This is a genomic window from Candidatus Kryptoniota bacterium (assembly GCA_036567965.1).
Classification (GTDB): domain Bacteria; phylum Bacteroidota; class Ignavibacteria; order Kryptoniales; family JAKASW01; genus JAKASW01.
The window spans coordinates 208,573-225,126 of the sequence record DATCTN010000026.1 but is presented as its reverse complement, the minus strand read 5'-3'; the positions used below and the strand labels follow the sequence as shown (position 1 = coordinate 225,126).

Genomic DNA, 16,554 nt, shown 5'->3' with positions numbered 1-16,554 from the left:
CAAATTGACGATGAACGAGGAGAGATTCATTTGCAGAAAGTAATGGTTGACATACTCGGACTTTCCCCCAGCCCCTCCAGTCCCGGCGCGTACGCACTGATACTCAAAGAGACCGAAGGTGAGAGGAGACTTCCGATAATTATCGGTCAATTTGAAGCGCAAGCGATCGCGTTGGAACTTGAAGGGATCAAACCGCCGAGACCTCTCACTCACGACTTGGTGAAGAACGTTCTGGACACGCTGGGGAATTCCCTGTCCGATGTGATTATCAGTGAATTGCGAGATGGAACATTTTACGCGCGACTTAACGTGGAAGGAAACTCGACCGCGCACGAGATCGACGCGCGTCCAAGCGACGCGATAGCGATAGCGATTCGATTTGGCGTCCCAATATATGTTGCTGAATCCGTAATGGAAGAAGCATCGACGATTCCGGAGGCAGAGGAAGGCGAGCATGAAATCGAGTCGACTGACGAACGCACAAAAAAGGGACGCGAGCGTTCACCTGCATACACGAAGGAATCTAAAATGCAGCAGTTGCAGAAGGAATTAACCGACGCCATAAGCCGCGAAGATTACGAACGGGCTGCGAAACTTCGCGACGAAATCAGACGGCTTCAACTCGGCGACTGACCCCGCTACGCACTAACCGGAGGGCAATATGAAATCTATGGTACTGGCTGTTGTCATGTTATTGTCGTGCGCATTCTCGGGCCCAACGCTTCAGGACCTGCTGAAGAAGAGCGACGACCTGTTCAACAGTTTCGACAACAAGGAGGCGCTCCAGGTTCTTCGCGACGCAAACAACGAATATCCTGACAACGCGGAAATCCTCTGGAGAATGTGCAGGGCGCAGACCCACATTGCAGACCACATGCCCGTAGCAACGGACGACCAGAAGGACGAGCAGCTACAGGCATACCAGGAAGCTTACAACAACGCTGACCGGGCAGTAAAAGCCGATGGGAATAATTCTATGGCGTACACCTACCGCGCAGTAGCAAACGGAAAGGTCGCGCTTTTCAAGGGAGTGTTCAGCGTCGCTCCGATCGTCAAGCAGGTGCGCGAAGATTGTGAGCGTGCGATAGCGCTTGACCCGAACAACGCGATACCATATTACATCCTAGGAAGAACTCACGCGAAACTTGCCGAGAAGCCGAAGTTGTTCCGGTGGCCGTTGGGGCTGGCGTGGGGAAACATGGACGACGCGATCAAGTTTTACGAAAAGGCAGTCGGCCTCGACGGGAATTTCGTAATGTTCAGGCTCGATCTTGCCAAGGCGTATGACGAGCAAGAGGAGTACCAGAAAGCGCGGGAGCAACTCTGGACAATCCCCGGAATACCGAAGAGAGACGAGGATGACGACAGCTTGAAAACAGCCGCGTCGTCGCTTCTTCAGGATATCAAGGACAAGTAAGGGCTCAGGCGGACTTCCCGAAGAGGGTCTTTCCTATCTTGCACCTGAAGCACCTTTTCTCGGAACATAAAGTCCTGTACAAATGAAGCGCTCCCTGTTGAGCTATAACGTTTCCGAGAACGTTGTCTCCCCCAAATAATGCCTCCTTCACGAGAAGCGTGACATTATTGTCCGCTGTCGGAAAATGCCGGCTGTAAATATCCAACGACCTTTGTTGAAGATCCTGAAGCTGGAATATTTTTCCTCTTAAGTATGCCAGCGGCAACAGGACATTTATGATGATCTCTTCGGCCCGATTGGACCCGACGAGCATCCTTATTTTTGTCGCAGCTGGTTCGCCAAAGACGAAATGTCTCGACCAAAAATCCTTCGCGGGAACTGTGAGGAGGTCGCGCCACAACCTGAGAGGATCCGAAGCAGTCTCATGAGCAATGGATTCAAAGATTGATTTTGCAGTGAAGTCCTTGCCGCGACCGGTCACCATCTGAGCCGCTCCGGCGATTCGAACAGAGGGAAAATTCTGCGGCCGCAACTTAAAGAACAGCCACTCCGATTTGTCCAAGAATTCACGTTTATATTTCTTCTTCAAGCCGAGCCACAACCCTTCGATTCTGCGAGCATAATTCACCGACTCCTCATCGAAGCCGGTTGTTTGATGCGGCAGCAATCCGGCTACGCCGAATAAAATCGACTCGGCGACCGTAACGTCCCCGTTGGCTTGTTCAGACAGGAAAGAGAGCGTGACATTCCTGGAAAGCTTCCTGAACGAGGCGGTATTCTTGCTGTAGCCCAGGCCCTCCACAATTCCTTCGTACAAAAGCTGATCCCAGTGTGCTTCCTCTCTCAGCTCCTTATCGTCGTATGATTTATGTTCGATCAGGAGCTCCGAAAAATCTTTGAAGTATTTCTGTTTCGCCTCAAAGACCACAGGCCGGTTCTCGTCAATGATATCCTTCAGGCGCTCTTCAAATTTATTGGCCTTATGCATGAATCTTCGTTCACCAAGGAGATTGAGGAACTCCATCTTCGCGGCAGAGGGAACAGATTGAGCTCTTCCCATACATTTCAACGTGCCTAAATAGTCTTCCCTCTCCAGGCCGGAAAGGAATCGTTCCGCGTCTGCCGAGAGGTAGTTCGAAAGCTCAACCGTCTCAATTCTTCTCCTCGCTTGAGTGAAGCATTCCAGATCATGGTCAGCTTCCACAACTACATGCAGGACTACGGAGTTATAATTTCTGTCCAGTTGGTGGTTGTGCGAAATCCAGTCCGAACTTCTGCGATGGAGTTCGATGTCCCCTCGGTACGCCACGCCATCCAGTTTTACGAGCGCGTTTCGGAAATCGGGACCGGTGTCCGAGTTAAGCTCGCCGGTCTGGACAATTTCAACCCGTCTGCCGGACACGGCTTTCAGGTTGGGATCGAATTTGCGATTCCAAAGGAGCTCTTTGAGCTGAAACTCCGACAGATCTGAGAGCATATTACATCTTATTGAATGAAAAGATAATCGCTCTTCTTACTGCTAAAGTTTCTCCGGTAGGTACGTGGTATACTGCCGCTATTTCGTTTCGTCCGGGCTTCAGGTCAACCGCGGTAAACGTGACCCTCTCCTTGTCCGCAGCCGGCTTCATGTCTTCTCTCTCACCGTTCACATAAAGTGAAATCCAGCTTTCCGCCGAATCTGGCCGAAGCAGCAGCGAGATATTGAGTGAACTCCCGCCAATGCTTACGGGAAGCGAGCCTCCTTCGAACTCAAAATAAGCCGGGATTCGATTTTCACGTTCGACGAAACTGCTTAATCCGTGATTCTCATTCCGCGAGCCGTTATTATCGTCAGTCATCTGAAGCGAGATCGGCATCGCGAAGAACACAAAAGTCAAAATGAGAAAGCCCAGCCATGAGAGGACTTTCCTCAGGAAGAATTTCATTTCCCTTTCAGTAAAGCGTTGTAATAAAACGCCTTCTCTCTTACCCTGTCGGCAAATTTTTCGTCATATCCCGCGAATATGATATCCCTTCCCACGTTTATAAGAACCGGGGTGCCGCCATCGGCCGCCACCGCGGCGACATCTTCGACCGAGCCGCCCTGCGCACCGACACCCGGTATCAGGAGCGGGAGCTGCGGGTATTCCTTCCTTATCGAAGCTAGCTGATCACCTTTCGTGGCTCCCACCACCGCTCCAATATTTCCATCTTTGTTCCACTCGGAAAGTTTTTCCAGAACATACTCGTAAAACTTTTTTCCGCCGAACTCGAGCAGCTGAAAGTCGTGTGCCCCTTTGTTGGATGTCACAGCGAGAGCGAATATATCTTTCTCTTTGTAACAAAGAAAAGGTTCTATCGAGTCATACCCCATGTATGGATTCACCGTCACAGCATCGGCTTCAAAGAAATCGAAAAATGTCTGCGCATAATATTTCGCGCTGTTGCCGATGTCGCTTCTCTTGCAATCGGCGATCACATAAATATCGTCGGGAATTCTAGCTATCGTTTCCCCGAATGTCAGCCATCCTTTTTCGCCGAGCGCCTCATAGAAAGCCGTGTTCAGTTTAAACGCGCATGCAACATCGGCGGTCGCTTCTATTATCCTGGAATTAAACTCGAGAACCGCGTCCTCGTATTCGAAGAGGAATTCCGGGATCCTGTCAGCAGATGGATCGAGCCCGATGCAAAGATTGCTCGAACGTTTCTCGATGGAAGCGGAAAGCTTTTTGAAACTCATCTCGAACCAAAGATTTTCGAATCGAAATTCTTCCACATCATCGATTCGACGGGGAGTTTTGTCTTGCGAGTGTACTTCGCTGTTTTCTTTTTATTATAAGGAACCATCACGTCACCGCTGACCTGAAAGTAAATCAGTTGTCCGATCGGCATGCCGGCGTAAATCTTAACGGGCTGTTTCACGCTTATCTCAAGCGTCCAGGTGTTGCAGTAGCCGATATCGCCTTTTCCTGCCGTCGAGTGAATGTCGATGCCAAGCCTCCCGATACTCGATTTGCCTTCGAGGAACGGTACGAACGTGTGGGTTTCCGTATACTCCTGCGTGACTCCGAGATACAGGCGTCCCGGGAGAAGGAGGAAACCGTCATCGTCAATTTTGAACTGTACCACCTCGTTATGCCTGCGCGCGTCCAGGACGTCGTCTTTATAGACAGCCATTTTGTCGGCGAGATGGACATCATAAGAATTCGAGCCGAGATATTTTCTGTCGAACGGCTCGATCACAATGCTTCCTTTATCTATTTCTTCAAGGATTCGCTTGTCGCTGAGGATCATTCCCTAATGTTCCTTCCTGTGTGCGTAGAAATTTAAAAGAATCCCGACCATCATCCAATCTGAAAGAATCGACGATCCTCCGTAGCTGATGAATGGGAGGGGGATTCCGATGATCGGGGCAAGATTGACATTCATTCCGATGTTAACGAAAACGTGAAAGAGAAAGACGGATGTTATTCCGATGGCCGCGAGGCTTGAAAATCGAGTCTTCACGGTTTCCGCGATTCTTACCCCCCTGAAAAAAAGCGCACCGAACGCGACAAGAGTGAATGCTGCGCCCGCAAACCCAAACTCCTCACCGATAACTGTGAATATGAAATCCGTCCACCTGGCGGGAACGAACCTGAGTTGGGTCTGAGCGCCGTGCAGATATCCTTTTCCAAAAAGCCCGCCGCTTCCGATCGCGACGCGAGCCTGGAGAGCATTATAGCCGGCGCCCTGGGGGTCAATGTTGGGGTTCAAAAATATCTGGATACGTTTTTGCTGGTGAGGCTGAAGAAGTTTCTTGTAAAAATATTCCATGAACAGACCAAACGATACCGCGACAAAGCTCAACGTGACGGCAAACAGCTTTTTACGGCTAAGAAGAAAGAAGAGAACGCCGAACGCAACTACGGTGATCAGAAGAGTCGATGTTCCGGTGAACTCCGCAAATATGATCGCGATCGGTGCGATAAGCGCGACAATTACAAGCGGTTGAAGTCCGCCCCAAAACAGAATCGGAAAGAATATGGCAAAGTAGACGACGGTTGTCCCGAGGTCCGGCTGTACCGCTGTCAGTATCATGGGAGCTCCGACAATCGCCGCCGATATCCCGATCAAATGCCACGGGGTCCGCTCATTCGCTTTCTCGGAAATGAACTTTGACAACGCGAGTATCGTCGCCACTTTTGCGAACTCGGAGGGCTGGCCACCGACGCCGAATATTCCCAGCCAACTGGTGTGGCTTGCAACTCTTTTCCCGCCGACCAGCACGAACAGCAGAAGGAGAATAGTGAACGCATAGAAATAGTAAGCACCGTTTTCAAGAAAACGGTTCGAGGAGAACATGATTGTGAGGGCGAGGACTATGCCCATGCCCTGCCAGATCAGATCCTTGACAAAATAATCGCTGGTGCCGGAATTGAATGTGGCGCTGTTGACCGCCAGTACCCCGATGGTTCCGAGAATCAGGGCAAGAAAGAAAGTCTTATAGTCGAACGAGTCTTTGAAAAAATCGAACATTACTTGAGGGCGGCAGTAGTCACAGGAGCCGGCGGCACCTCCTGCGGCAGGTCGCCCGTCTCTTTCAGATAGTACTCGATCAGTGCTTTGGAGATAGGAGCGGCGATGGATCCTCCGAAGCCCGCGTTTTCCACAAGGACCGCGAGTGCAATCTTCGGATGTTCGTACGGCGCGAAAGAGATGAACCACGCGTGATCCTTTCCACGCGGGTTCTGCGCCGTGCCAGTCTTTCCGGCGACCAGAACGCCTGGAATCGCCGCTACTCGCCCCGTTCCGGCGGAACCATTCACGACCAGGTACATCCCTTCGCGGACCTGATCGAATACTTCCTTGCTTATCGGAATTGTCCGATCGTTGTACTGCGTATAGTAAATCTTGTCGTTGTTCCTGTCGCGCACGTATCGCACAAGATGCGGCTGATAATAATGCCCATAGTTCGCAAGTGCCATCGTGTACGCCGCCATCTGTATCGGCGAGCAGCTCAGTTCTCCCTGACCGATCCCGAGGCTCACCAGATAACCGTTTGTCCAGCCGTTCTTCCCGAAAACCGTATCGAAGTAATCTCTCGACGGGAGCACCCCCGGGCTTTCTTCTTTGAGGTCGATCCCGGTCTTTTCTCCGAACCCGAACATCTGGCCGTACTTCGTCCAGGTATCAAGGCCCACTTTGAGCATGAGGTTGTAATAAAACACGTTGCACGATTTTTCTATCGCGTCTATGATGTTGACGGTTCCGTGGACGCCATGGCACCTGAACGCCCTGCCGCCGTAATAGAAAACGCCCGTGCAGTGAATTGTGTAACTTTCATCTGCGATTCCTTCCTGGAGCGCGGCGCTCGCGAGGACCATCTTGAATGTTGATCCCGGCGGCAGAACGGACATCGTTGCGCGGTTGAAGAGCGGATGGTCCTGGTTATTCATCAACGCGTCCCATTCATCCTTCGACGTGTAACCGGAAAAAACGTCGGGATCAAAATCAGGGGCGCTGACCATCGCAAGGACTTCACCATTATTCGGATCGAGGGCGACGACGGCACCTCTCTGGCCGACCAGCAAAGACTCGGCCTTGGCCTGCAGTCCTTCATCGAGCGTCAGGTAAAGGTCGTTCCCGTCCTTTGCCGCAACGTCGATCTTGCCCTCCTCGTAGCTTCCCATGACCTGCCCGCTCGCGCTAACCGCCAGATACTTCAGCCCCTTCTGACCGCGCAGGATGGTCTCGTAACTTGCCTCAAGTCCCGTGTAGCCGACGATATCGCCAGGCTTATAATAATCTCCGAGCGTCTCGAGCTGTTGTTCTGAAATTTCCTTTGTAAATCCGAGCACATGGGCCGCTCTCGCCTTGCCGATGTAGACGCGTTTCGGATCTATGTCGAAATAGACACCCTTGAATTCCTTGAGATGCTCCTCGATGGAGGAAAGTGTCGCGAAGGAAATATCCCGTTTCAGCCTGACCGGAAAGTAAGGCGATATCTGGGTTCCAATCTGGATCCTCCTCGAGATATCGCTGCTGTCCATCTGAAGAAGTGTTGAGAAAGCCGGTATCTGACTGTCCTTGAATTCGAACGGTATCACCGATACTTCATATGCGGGATCGTTCTCCACAAGAACCTTTCCGTTCCTGTCGAATATCTCGCCGCGAAGTGGCTGCTGAACGAATATGCGTGTGGTAATCGACTCGGATTTTTTGCCATAGACAACTTCATTCATGAGTTGCATGTCGCCGAGTTTGATCACGATCGCGAGTAAGGCAACTGTGACGACCCCTCTCATGATAACCGATCTTGCGCGCGAGCCGAAATCGGTGTCAAACATATCGACTCTTCTTTCCGTTCACGAATACAATAATCATTGCAAAAACCGACGTGTAGACTGTCGTACCAAGAGTGAATTTCAAGAAAACGTAGACATAATTCAACTCGCCGGCTGCGATGATCGGAAGCGCCACAAGTTCCGAAACGAAAAGAGTGATGGCGGAAATCCAGGCGAAGCTGAAGGTCCTGGCGGCAAGCTCGATGTCGCTCTCCTTATAAAAGAAGCCGGCGACAAATCCCGCAATGACTCCGATGAATGAGGTGATACCCAGGAAATGTGTCGCAAGGAGGTCGTGGAATATCCCGATTACAAATCCGCCGCACATGCCGTTCAGCTGCCCTTCGCGCAGCGAAAGGAATACAACGAACAGGATCACCAGCTGCGGCGAGACAAGATTGATCGCCGCAAAGTTGTCCAGGAATTTCTGAGCGATGATCGCCGCGATACCGAGACCTATGTATCCGAGAATCTGTTTTGTCATTTAGTCTTTTGAAGCGCTTTTGATTCCAAACCGACTGCGCCGGCAGGCCGCGAGTACCGCATGACGAACGCCGCCGAGAGCGAGGTGTAATCGACCGCCGGCTGGACTTCTATTTCCTTAAATATGTTTCCCGCCTCATCGGTCGCTTTGGCCACGATCCCGATCACGATTCCCGGAGGGACAAGACTGCTGAGAGTCGATGTCTCGACGATATCGTTTTCACCAACTGAATACCGTCTCGACACGTTCTTCATGGACAAATCGCCAAACCCGCCGGCCACGATTATTCCGTCAGACGCCGCGTTTACAAGCCGTGCCGCTATTCTGCTGTCGCTGTCGAGAAGAGTCCTGACTAACGAGTAATTGCCGCTCACCGCCATCACGATTCCTACGAGGCCTCTCCCCGTGACCACCGGGTCGTTGACCGAAACGCCGTCATCAGATCCGACATCGAGCGTGACGAAGTACCTTCCGCTTTCTGAGGTTCGCCCAACCACGTTGGCCGGAATCATCGGAGCAGGTTTCAGGCCCTTCAGTTTGAGCATATCGCGCAGCTGCTGGTTCTCGGCAACTGTCTCGCGGATACGCGCCGCCATATCGACAAGCTGGGCGTTTTCCCTCTGCAACTCGTTGTTCTTCGCGCTGAGACTGAAATATCCGAGCACGCTCTTGACTCCGGCCTCGAGGTACGAAGTGGTCACCAGTCCAAGAGTCTGCAAACCCTGCGTGTGCGTGTTACTATTCGTGGAGATAAGGAAAAAAGAAAAAGATAGGAGCAGCGCGAAGACCAGATAGTTCTTCGCTACCGCGAAAAATTCAGTTAACCATTTAAACATTCCCTGCTACCGTCAATACCGTCTGCTCTTGATAAGCACCTTGTTGTATTCCGCGATCTTGTCGAGGACTTTTCCGACACCTCGCACCACAGCAGTAAGAGGATCTTCTGCCACGTGAACCGGCAGATTGGTTTCCATCCTGATTCTCTCATCCAGACCTTTGAGCAGCGCGCCTCCGCCGGAGAGCATGATTCCCCTGTCCAGGATATCGGCGGACAATTCAGGCGGTGTACGCTCGAGAGAGATTTTTACCGCATCCACAATAGCGCCGACTGGCTCGTTCAAAGCTTCACGGATCTCGGCCGAACTAACTTCGGTTGTCTTCGGAATGCCGGCCACAAGATCACGACCCTTTACTTGAATCGTAATTTCTTCCTTGAGCGGCATTGCGGAGCCGACTTCACATTTAATCGCCTCAGCGGTGCGTTCCCCGATGAGTATGTTATGGTTCTTCTTGAAGAATTGTATGATCGCGTTGTTCATCTCGTCGCCCGCGATCCGTATGGATTCCTCGTTCACGATTCCCGACAGAGCGATGACAGCGATCTCAGTCGTGCCTCCGCCGATGTCGATGACCATATTTCCAACGGGCGCGTCGACATCGAGTCCTATTCCAATGGCTGCGGCCATCGGTTCAGCGATAAGATGAACTTCTTTTGCTCCCGCGTGTTCCGACGCGTCCCTCACGGCCCTCTTTTCGACCTCGGTAATTCCGCTCGGGACACTTATCACGATTCGTCTGCTCGGGATCATTCCGGCATGCACTTTCCGAATGAATGCACGAAGCATCCCCTCGGCGATTTCGAAGTCGGCGATAACTCCGTCACGCATCGGCCTGATCACCTGGATATCCCTGTGCGTTCGCCCGAGCATTTCTCTCGCCTCATGTCCGATAGCGACTATACGCTTCGAATTCTTGTCAAACGCGACGATCGATGGCTCTCGGAGAACGACGCCCTTGGATCTCATCCAGATCAGAGTGTTCGCGGTTCCCAGGTCGATAGCCAGATCGTTCGATAGTAGTCCGAAAAATCCCATCACTTCACTCTTCTAATGTTTGAAATGTCTGATTCCTGTAAAAACCATTGATATGTTCAGCCTATTCGCGGCCTCAATGGAGTCCGAATCTCGTACTGAGCCGCCTGGCTGGACGACCGCCGTAGCTCCGGCTTTCGCAATCTCCTCCACGTTGTCCGAGAATGGGAAATAGGCATCCGATGCTACGACACTTCCTTCGAGATTCAATCCGGCTTCGTCGGCTTTCATGCGCGCGATCCGGACGGAGTCCACTCTCGACATCTGGCCGGCTCCCGATCCGAGGGTCATCCCGTTCCCCGCGAAAACGATCGCGTTCGATTTCATGTGTTTGCAGACCGTGTAGGCAAATTTAAGGTTGCTTAACTCGGATTCCGTCGGCCTTCGGTTAGTCACCACCTTCAGATTGTTTTCATCGAAGATCACGCTGTCCGCGGTCTGTACCAGTATGCCTCCGCACGATGACCGCACCTGAAGAACGTCCGGAAGTTTGTTCTTGCACACGATAAGACGCCTGTCCTTCTTCTTCCTGAGAATTTCAAGGGCTTGAGAAGAAAACTCGGGCGCGATCAGCACCTCAAGAAAAATCTGGTTGAGTGTTTCAGCGAGTGCGGGCTCGACAGTCCTGTTGAGCGCCACTATTCCTCCGAACGCACTCTTGGGATCCGTCTTGAACGCCCGGGCATAAGCTTCGTCAAGATCATGCCCGATCCCGACTCCGCATGGATTCGTATGTTTGATGATTACAACCGCAGGCGCCTCAAATTCCTGGAGGAGTCTCTGCGCCGCGTCGACGTCAACGAGATTGTTGTAAGATAATTCCTTCCCGTGAATGTGCTCGAAAAATTTTCCGAAGTCCCCGTAAAAGCCGGCCGACTGATGTGGGTTCTCGCCGTAGCGCATATCCATGCTCTTCCGCTCGGCAGCCATGAACGAGTCGGGGATCTGATTTCCGTTTCCGAATTTCGACTTGAAGAAATTGGCAATCGCCACATCGTACATGGCGACCTTTTCAAACGCCGCTGCCGCCAGATACTTGAGGAGATTAATGCCGATCTCACCTTTAGCGGACAACTCCGCAGACACGTCAGCATACTGGGACGGGTCCACGACAACTGCGCAGCCTTCATAGTTTTTTGCTGCCGCGCGAATGAGGGACGGACCGCCGATATCGATGCTCTCGACGACAGCATCGAGGTTTGCGCCTGAAGCTACCGCCTGTTCAAATTTGTAAAGGTTAACGACAACCATGTCGAAGGTAGAGAGATTAAGCTTCTTCAGCTGGTCGAGATGATCAGGGATGCGCTTCGCGAGAATACCCGCAAAGACAGCAGGATGGAGAGTCTTCACGCGCCCATCCAGTATCTCAGGAAACTTCGTCACGTCACTGATACTGTGCGCGTTCACTCCTGCTGCCTCGAGTGCCTGAAGCGTCCCTCCGGTACTATAGATCTCTGCTCCCGATTTCACAATCACATTCGCGAATTCAACCAACCCCGTTTTATCAGTTACACTTATCAGCACTCGTTTGATTTTCACGAAAGAATTACCCTTCTCCCTTCAATCTTCACTCTATTTTCCTCAAAGAGTTTTATTGCGTCCGGAAGCAGCTCGTATTCAAGCTGGTGAATCCTCGATGCGAGACTCTCGGCCGTGTCGCCGTTTTCAACCTTCACACACTTCTGAATGACCACCGGACCGTGGTCGTATTCGGTATCGACAATATGCACCGTCGCACCGCTTACTTTGCAGCCGTAATCGATCACAGACTGGTGAACTCTCAGACCGTACATTCCCTTTCCACCGAACGATGGGAGGAGCGCCGGGTGAATGTTGATGACCCTGTTCGCATACTGCTTTACGACCACATCCGGAATTTTTTTCAAGTAGCCGGCAAGGACGATGAAATCGGTTCCGCTTTTCCTGAGAGAGTCCAGCAACTCTACTCCGAAATCCATTTCATCCTGGAAACTTCTCGGATCGGCAACTTTTGTCTGGATACCGGCACTCTTAGAACTTTCTATCGCTTCGCACTCACGATCGGAAATCACGATACCGACTTCCGATTTCAGAAATCCATCTTTTTGCTTCTTAATAATATTGAGAAGGTTTGTGCCTCTGCCGGACACAAATACCGCAATTTTCATCCTCGAAAAGTTACAATTTGAAGGCACAAATAGCAATTGTTTCGCGGGCAAAATCACCGATTTTGTTGAGGTTATGCGTTCCATCTGAAGGAAGAAGACAACAAAACAACTATTTGCCAACTCGTCGTGTCACGGGAAGAGGCAATCGAATTTTGAAATTGAATACGGTGCCATTCATCAAAGAATTACTTTCATACGTGCGCAACAAACATGAAAATTCATCATTACCAATGATCGTGAGAAGAGACGTCGTTAATAGGAGCGAATGCTTCGCCCTCCAATATGGAACGACTCAGTACTCATAACTGCCGAACAAGATGGAACGACCCTCCGCTCATCAATTGCACAGAGCACATTCAGTTGGAGAAAGGTAAACATCGGAAAATGGAATCGAAATACATCTCATGGCTGAAGTCCACTATCTGAGGACTGTGTTGAAGGGATGATCTCTCAACTCATTGTAAAATCATGCCTTCGGAAGTATATTTTTTCAAGCCCATGGAGAAGAAAACACACGTGATAGTCGCATCGATATTCCTGTCGGTACTGGTGTGGCTGTCAGTTTCGATGAACAACGAATATTCCATTTCTGTGAAAGTGCCGTTGAGGATAAGCAATATTCCCGACGAGCTGGCGCTGGGAAATCCGGTTCCTTCGACAATACTGGTTCGTGTCCACGGAACAGGCTGGCAACTCGCCGCAGCATATTTCTCGACCACCTCAAGCATAAACATCGACGGGGCAAATCTCAGCAGGCAGAGAGTTATCCTGACCGGTCGCGATCTCGGTTATTCGCTCGATCTCGGCTCATCGGCAGAAGTTCTGGGCTTCACGCCAGATACGGTTATTATTACCATCGACACGATAATTACGAAGAAGGTACCGGTCATAGCGCGGGTGGATGTTCAACCAAAACAGAATTTCACGATTGTCGGCAACTTGAGGGTCGCTCCCGATTCGGTGTACATCACAGGTGCACGACGGCTCATCGATCGGATTAACAGTTGGTATACCGCGCCGAAGAGATACAGAAATGCGGCTGAGGACATAGACGCGACGCTTCGACTATCGGACTCGCTTATTGGCGTCGTGAAGGTGAGCGACCAGAGCGTTGAGTTGAGAGTCGACGTAGAGCAAATCACGGACAACACATTCCGAAGCATTCCAATCTCCGTTTTGAACAACCGTGACTCGGTGAATATCCTTCTCCTCCCGCCGATGGTGGACGTGACTGTGAGAGGAGGTATCGATCTGATGTCCGAGATGACAGCCGATTCTTTCGGCGCGAGCATCGATTATGATGATCTGACAAGATCGTTGTCCTCGCGTTTCCAGCCTGCTATGAGAGTTCCGGCGGGACTACAACTAATCGCGGTTCAGCCCGACACAATCGAGTTTGTAATAAAGAAGTAGACACTTCCTTAAAAATATTTTCATGAAGGAGTAGAGTGAAATGCCCAACGACAAAATTCTCAAGCTCGGATTGCCGAAAGGAAGCTTGCAGGAATCGACGTTCACACTTTTTCAGAAAGCAGGATACAACATTTCAGTCTCGTCGAGGAGCTACGTTCCCAACATTGCTGACGACGAGATCAAGCCGATGCTAGTGAGGGCGCAGGAAATGTCGAGGTACGTCGAGCATGGAACTTTCGACGCCGGGATCACGGGCAAGGACTGGATTCTCGAAACGGGGAGCGACGTACAGGAAGTGGCGGAGTTGGTTTACGCAAAACAGAGCATGCGTCCGGTAAAATGGGTGCTGGCAGTCCAGGAAGACTCGGACTACAAGTCTGTCGCCGATCTGAAGGGAAAGAGGATTTCGACTGAAGTAGTCAACATCACGAAACAATATCTGAAGAAACACGACGTCGAAGCGGATGTGGAGTTTTCGTGGGGAGCCACTGAAGTTAAAGTGCCGGAGCTTGCCGACGCAATAGTAGAGGTAACGGAAACGGGAAGTTCGCTTCGCGCGAATCACCTGAGGATAATCGACACGGTTCTGGAATCGTCTACCCGACTCATTGCCAACAAAGAGGCATATAAAGACAAGTGGAAGAAGGAAAAGATAGACACGCTTGCACTTCTCTTGAAGGCGGCGATTGCGGCCGAGGGGAAAGTCGGGTTGAAGATGAACCTGAAGAAGGCGGATCTGCCGAGAATAATCGGGATCATCCCGGCTCTCAGGCGACCGACCGTGTCGCCTCTATCGGATGATGAATGGGTCGCGATAGAAACAATAATCGAAGAGAAGATTGTCAGGATACTCGTGCCCGAGTTGAAGCGGAACGGGGCGGAAGGAATTATCGAGTATCCGCTGAACAAGATCGTTCCTTAGAGAGATCTGCTGCAGCGACTCACCCTTATGGGCGACTCCAGCGTTTGCACAGATCTTTAAGGTGAGTCGCAGTGACCACCGGAGGTTGATTTGGAGTCAACGCTGGACCAAATTGGGATATGAAAATCAGACTCGGAAGATATGAGTTAGAAAAACCCGTCGCGCTTGCACCGATGGAAGATGTGACAGATCTCGGTTTTCGTTTGATATGCAAGGAATTCGGCGCTGACATCGTTTACACGGAATTCATAAGTTCCGAGGGATTGATACGTTCAGCACGGAAGAGTCTGGCAAAACTGATAAACGATGATAAGGAGCGTCCGATCGGAATCCAGATATTCGGCGGCGATCCTACAGTAATGTCTGAGGCGGCGAAGATCGCCCAGGATGCCGGACCCGATTTCATAGACATAAATGCCGGTTGCTGGGTGCCGAAAGTGGCGCAGCGCGGAGCGGGCGCTGGACTTCTCAAGGACATGAAGCAGATGCGCTCGATCATACACGCCGTGAAGAGTGCGGTATCGCTTCCGGTTTCGTTAAAAACACGCCTTGGATGGGATTCGAATTCGATAACCATATTCGAAGTCTCAAAGATTTGCGCGGAAGAAGGACTCTCGGCACTCACGATCCACGCGCGGACAAGAGATCAGCATCATGACGGCGAAGCGAATTGGGACTGGATCAGGGCGGTCAAGGAGAAAGCGGCGCTTCCGATAATCGGGAACGGTGACATAAGAGAGGCACAGGACGCAATTGACATGTTCAGTTGCACCGGCTGCGACGGTGTCATGGTCGCACGAGGCGCGGTGAGTAATCCATGGATATTCCGGGAAATAAAATCTCTCATGAGTGGCGAACCGGTTCCGGCAGGAGTGACAATCGAAGAGCGGGCGGCGACTTGTCTACGACATCTCGAGATGGAGATCCAGCTCAAAGGTGAACGACGCGCGATAATGGAATTCAGGAAATACTATCACGGATATTTCCACGGGGTGAGAAACGGCTCGGCGCTTCGGTCGAGGCTCGTGACACTTGGAACGCTTCCTGAAGTTAAGGATGCAATACTGGGATTCGCACACGCTGAGGCATCTGGAAGCCCGAGCGATCAGCTGACAGCCAGCCCGACCGGTCTCTACTTACCTATATCGAACAACAATCCGCACGAAAGATAAATCAAAGCACCTGCACTGCTCGCACGGGGGATTATATAACCGAAGCCGCCTTCGTACACAAACTCCTGGTTTTTAGAAATATTTCCCTGCGCTCCGAAGTTAATGATAGGGAAGAGTGCATCTGTCGGTGCAATGTCGCCAGTGCCGAAAATGTTCCCCGGATATCCTTTCGCAGCGCCGAGTCGGAGGGAGGCATAGTAATTCCAGAATTCCCTGTCGATGGTGCCGACCGTCAGGCCGATATCTCCGTTCAAACTCTTTCCATCCGAATCGTCGGCAGCTCCCAGTCCTAATTCGAGGCGGAGTCTCGGCCTCAGCTGATATCTTCCCGCAACTTTTGCGGTGAGAGTTCCCTTATCACTCCTCACGACACCGACCGCGTCGACTCCGAGATCGAACTTGTCTGTCACTCCTCTCTTGTATCTCCCGAACCACCCCATCGCGCCCGAGTGAGCACCCGGGAAGAGTCCGAACCCGGTTCCGACAGCGACGGCGGCTTCCGAGTGAGATTCCTGGACAGTCTTCGGCCCGCCGAATGTCATCAGCGGAGAAGGTGGAGCGAAAGTGGTACAGCCGATGAGGCCTGAGAGAAGAAGGGCGATGCAGGATATTCTGATCATGTCGGACTCCAGGCAATCATTAATGTAAAACCGATTGAAGATAGCATATTTCGACTAAAGCTTTGCTCTCAAGACCCGGTCTTATGTTCTAATTGTCATTCCGAACGAGCGATACCGTCCATTCAGTGCGGACAGATGCGCGATGCGAGGAATGTTCTGTAAGTCTCTTCGAACAAACCATTAATGAGAACTTTGGAAAATCT

17 protein-coding genes are annotated in these 16,554 nt (G+C 51.4%); 5 read left to right on the top strand and 12 right to left on the bottom strand.

Annotation, left to right across the window (positions count from 1 at the left end):
• The first annotated feature begins 30 nt into the window (after positions 1-30).
• Both VIS48_11685 and VIS48_11680 read left to right on the top strand, forming a co-directional pair.
• Positions 31-633: a bifunctional nuclease family protein gene (locus VIS48_11685; GenBank protein ID HEY9166813.1), complete on the top strand. Its 603-nt coding sequence runs from the start codon at positions 31-33 to the stop codon at positions 631-633.
• A gap of 28 nt (positions 634-661) precedes the next feature.
• Complete coding sequence (locus VIS48_11680; GenBank protein ID HEY9166812.1) at positions 662-1,417, top strand: tetratricopeptide repeat protein; 756 nt, start codon at positions 662-664, stop codon at positions 1,415-1,417.
• A 4-nt stretch (positions 1,418-1,421) separates the two neighbouring features.
• Here VIS48_11680 and VIS48_11675 read toward each other — a convergent pair whose 3' ends face one another.
• From VIS48_11675 to purN, 11 genes are read right to left on the bottom strand one after another with little or no spacing between them, the layout of a single operon-like run.
• Positions 1,422-2,894: a DUF2851 family protein gene (locus tag VIS48_11675; protein ID HEY9166811.1), complete on the bottom strand. Its 1,473-nt coding sequence runs from the start codon at positions 2,892-2,894 to the stop codon at positions 1,422-1,424.
• Position 2,895: 1 nt separating this feature from the next.
• Positions 2,896-3,342: a hypothetical protein gene (locus VIS48_11670; GenBank protein HEY9166810.1), complete on the bottom strand. Its 447-nt coding sequence runs from the start codon at positions 3,340-3,342 to the stop codon at positions 2,896-2,898.
• Complete coding sequence (gene pyrF / locus VIS48_11665) at positions 3,339-4,136, bottom strand: orotidine-5'-phosphate decarboxylase (GenBank protein HEY9166809.1); 798 nt, start codon at positions 4,134-4,136, stop codon at positions 3,339-3,341. Before pyrF ends, VIS48_11670 begins: the two co-directional genes overlap by 4 nt.
• A complete protein-coding gene (gene dcd / locus VIS48_11660; protein ID HEY9166808.1) occupies positions 4,133-4,690 on the bottom strand; it encodes a dCTP deaminase in 558 nt (185 codons plus the stop codon). The genes pyrF and dcd overlap by 4 nt, the downstream gene beginning before the upstream one ends.
• A gap of 3 nt (positions 4,691-4,693) precedes the next feature.
• Positions 4,694-5,914: a rod shape-determining protein RodA gene (rodA, locus tag VIS48_11655; protein HEY9166807.1), complete on the bottom strand. Its 1,221-nt coding sequence runs from the start codon at positions 5,912-5,914 to the stop codon at positions 4,694-4,696.
• Positions 5,914-7,725 (bottom strand): penicillin-binding protein 2, encoded by a 1,812-nt coding sequence (mrdA, locus tag VIS48_11650; protein ID HEY9166806.1) that lies wholly within the window; start codon positions 7,723-7,725, stop codon positions 5,914-5,916. Before mrdA ends, rodA begins: the two co-directional genes overlap by 1 nt.
• Positions 7,718-8,206 (bottom strand): rod shape-determining protein MreD, encoded by a 489-nt coding sequence (gene mreD / locus VIS48_11645; GenBank protein HEY9166805.1) that lies wholly within the window; start codon positions 8,204-8,206, stop codon positions 7,718-7,720. Before mreD ends, mrdA begins: the two co-directional genes overlap by 8 nt.
• Positions 8,203-9,042 carry a rod shape-determining protein MreC gene (mreC, locus tag VIS48_11640; GenBank protein HEY9166804.1) on the bottom strand — a complete coding sequence of 280 codons (840 nt, stop codon included), beginning with the start codon at positions 9,040-9,042 and terminating at the stop codon, positions 8,203-8,205. The genes mreD and mreC overlap by 4 nt, the downstream gene beginning before the upstream one ends.
• Positions 9,043-9,054: 12 nt before the next feature.
• A complete protein-coding gene (locus VIS48_11635) occupies positions 9,055-10,080 on the bottom strand; it encodes a rod shape-determining protein (GenBank protein ID HEY9166803.1) in 1,026 nt (341 codons plus the stop codon).
• 12 nt (positions 10,081-10,092) lie between these two features.
• Entirely contained in the window at positions 10,093-11,616 is a 1,524-nt protein-coding gene (gene purH, locus VIS48_11630) for a bifunctional phosphoribosylaminoimidazolecarboxamide formyltransferase/IMP cyclohydrolase (protein HEY9166802.1), read from the bottom strand.
• Positions 11,613-12,224: a phosphoribosylglycinamide formyltransferase gene (gene purN, locus VIS48_11625; protein ID HEY9166801.1), complete on the bottom strand. Its 612-nt coding sequence runs from the start codon at positions 12,222-12,224 to the stop codon at positions 11,613-11,615. The genes purH and purN overlap by 4 nt, the downstream gene beginning before the upstream one ends.
• Positions 12,225-12,692: 468 nt before the next feature.
• On the opposite strand from purN, the gene VIS48_11620 reads away from it, so the two are divergent.
• From VIS48_11620 to dusB, 3 genes are all read left to right on the top strand, one after another.
• Positions 12,693-13,637, top strand: coding sequence for a hypothetical protein (locus VIS48_11620; protein HEY9166800.1), 945 nt, complete (start codon positions 12,693-12,695; stop codon positions 13,635-13,637).
• A gap of 40 nt (positions 13,638-13,677) precedes the next feature.
• The gene (gene hisG / locus VIS48_11615; protein ID HEY9166799.1) at positions 13,678-14,559 is read left to right on the top strand and encodes an ATP phosphoribosyltransferase; all 882 of its coding nucleotides are present in this window, start codon (positions 13,678-13,680) and stop codon (positions 14,557-14,559) included.
• Between the two features lie 119 nt (positions 14,560-14,678).
• Positions 14,679-15,731, top strand: a complete 1,053-nt coding sequence (gene dusB, locus VIS48_11610) for a tRNA dihydrouridine synthase DusB (protein HEY9166798.1) — start codon at positions 14,679-14,681, stop codon at positions 15,729-15,731.
• Here the strand turns inward: dusB and VIS48_11605 are convergent.
• Positions 15,692-16,351, bottom strand: a complete 660-nt coding sequence (locus tag VIS48_11605; GenBank protein HEY9166797.1) for a hypothetical protein — start codon at positions 16,349-16,351, stop codon at positions 15,692-15,694. The two genes, dusB and VIS48_11605, sit on opposite strands and share 40 nt — an antisense overlap.
• Between the last annotated feature and the right edge of the window lie 203 nt (positions 16,352-16,554).

Coding starts and splice junctions, on each gene's coding strand:
- mrdA (HEY9166806.1), bottom strand. CDS start 7,725: ATGTTTGACACCGATTTCGGCTCGCGCGCAAGATCGGTTATCATGAGA.
- purN (HEY9166801.1), bottom strand. CDS start 12,224: ATGAAAATTGCGGTATTTGTGTCCGGCAGAGGCACAAACCTTCTCAAT.
- hisG (HEY9166799.1), top strand. CDS start 13,678: ATGCCCAACGACAAAATTCTCAAGCTCGGATTGCCGAAAGGAAGCTTG.
- VIS48_11635 (HEY9166803.1), bottom strand. CDS start 10,080: ATGGGATTTTTCGGACTACTATCGAACGATCTGGCTATCGACCTGGGA.
- VIS48_11675 (HEY9166811.1), bottom strand. CDS start 2,894: ATGCTCTCAGATCTGTCGGAGTTTCAGCTCAAAGAGCTCCTTTGGAAT.
- mreD (HEY9166805.1), bottom strand. CDS start 8,206: ATGACAAAACAGATTCTCGGATACATAGGTCTCGGTATCGCGGCGATC.
- rodA (HEY9166807.1), bottom strand. CDS start 5,914: ATGTTCGATTTTTTCAAAGACTCGTTCGACTATAAGACTTTCTTTCTT.
- mreC (HEY9166804.1), bottom strand. CDS start 9,042: ATGTTTAAATGGTTAACTGAATTTTTCGCGGTAGCGAAGAACTATCTG.
- dusB (HEY9166798.1), top strand. CDS start 14,679: ATGAAAATCAGACTCGGAAGATATGAGTTAGAAAAACCCGTCGCGCTT.
- pyrF (HEY9166809.1), bottom strand. CDS start 4,136: ATGAGTTTCAAAAAGCTTTCCGCTTCCATCGAGAAACGTTCGAGCAAT.
- VIS48_11680 (HEY9166812.1), top strand. CDS start 662: ATGAAATCTATGGTACTGGCTGTTGTCATGTTATTGTCGTGCGCATTC.
- VIS48_11605 (HEY9166797.1), bottom strand. CDS start 16,351: ATGATCAGAATATCCTGCATCGCCCTTCTTCTCTCAGGCCTCATCGGC.
- VIS48_11620 (HEY9166800.1), top strand. CDS start 12,693: ATGCCTTCGGAAGTATATTTTTTCAAGCCCATGGAGAAGAAAACACAC.
- dcd (HEY9166808.1), bottom strand. CDS start 4,690: ATGATCCTCAGCGACAAGCGAATCCTTGAAGAAATAGATAAAGGAAGC.
- VIS48_11670 (HEY9166810.1), bottom strand. CDS start 3,342: ATGAAATTCTTCCTGAGGAAAGTCCTCTCATGGCTGGGCTTTCTCATT.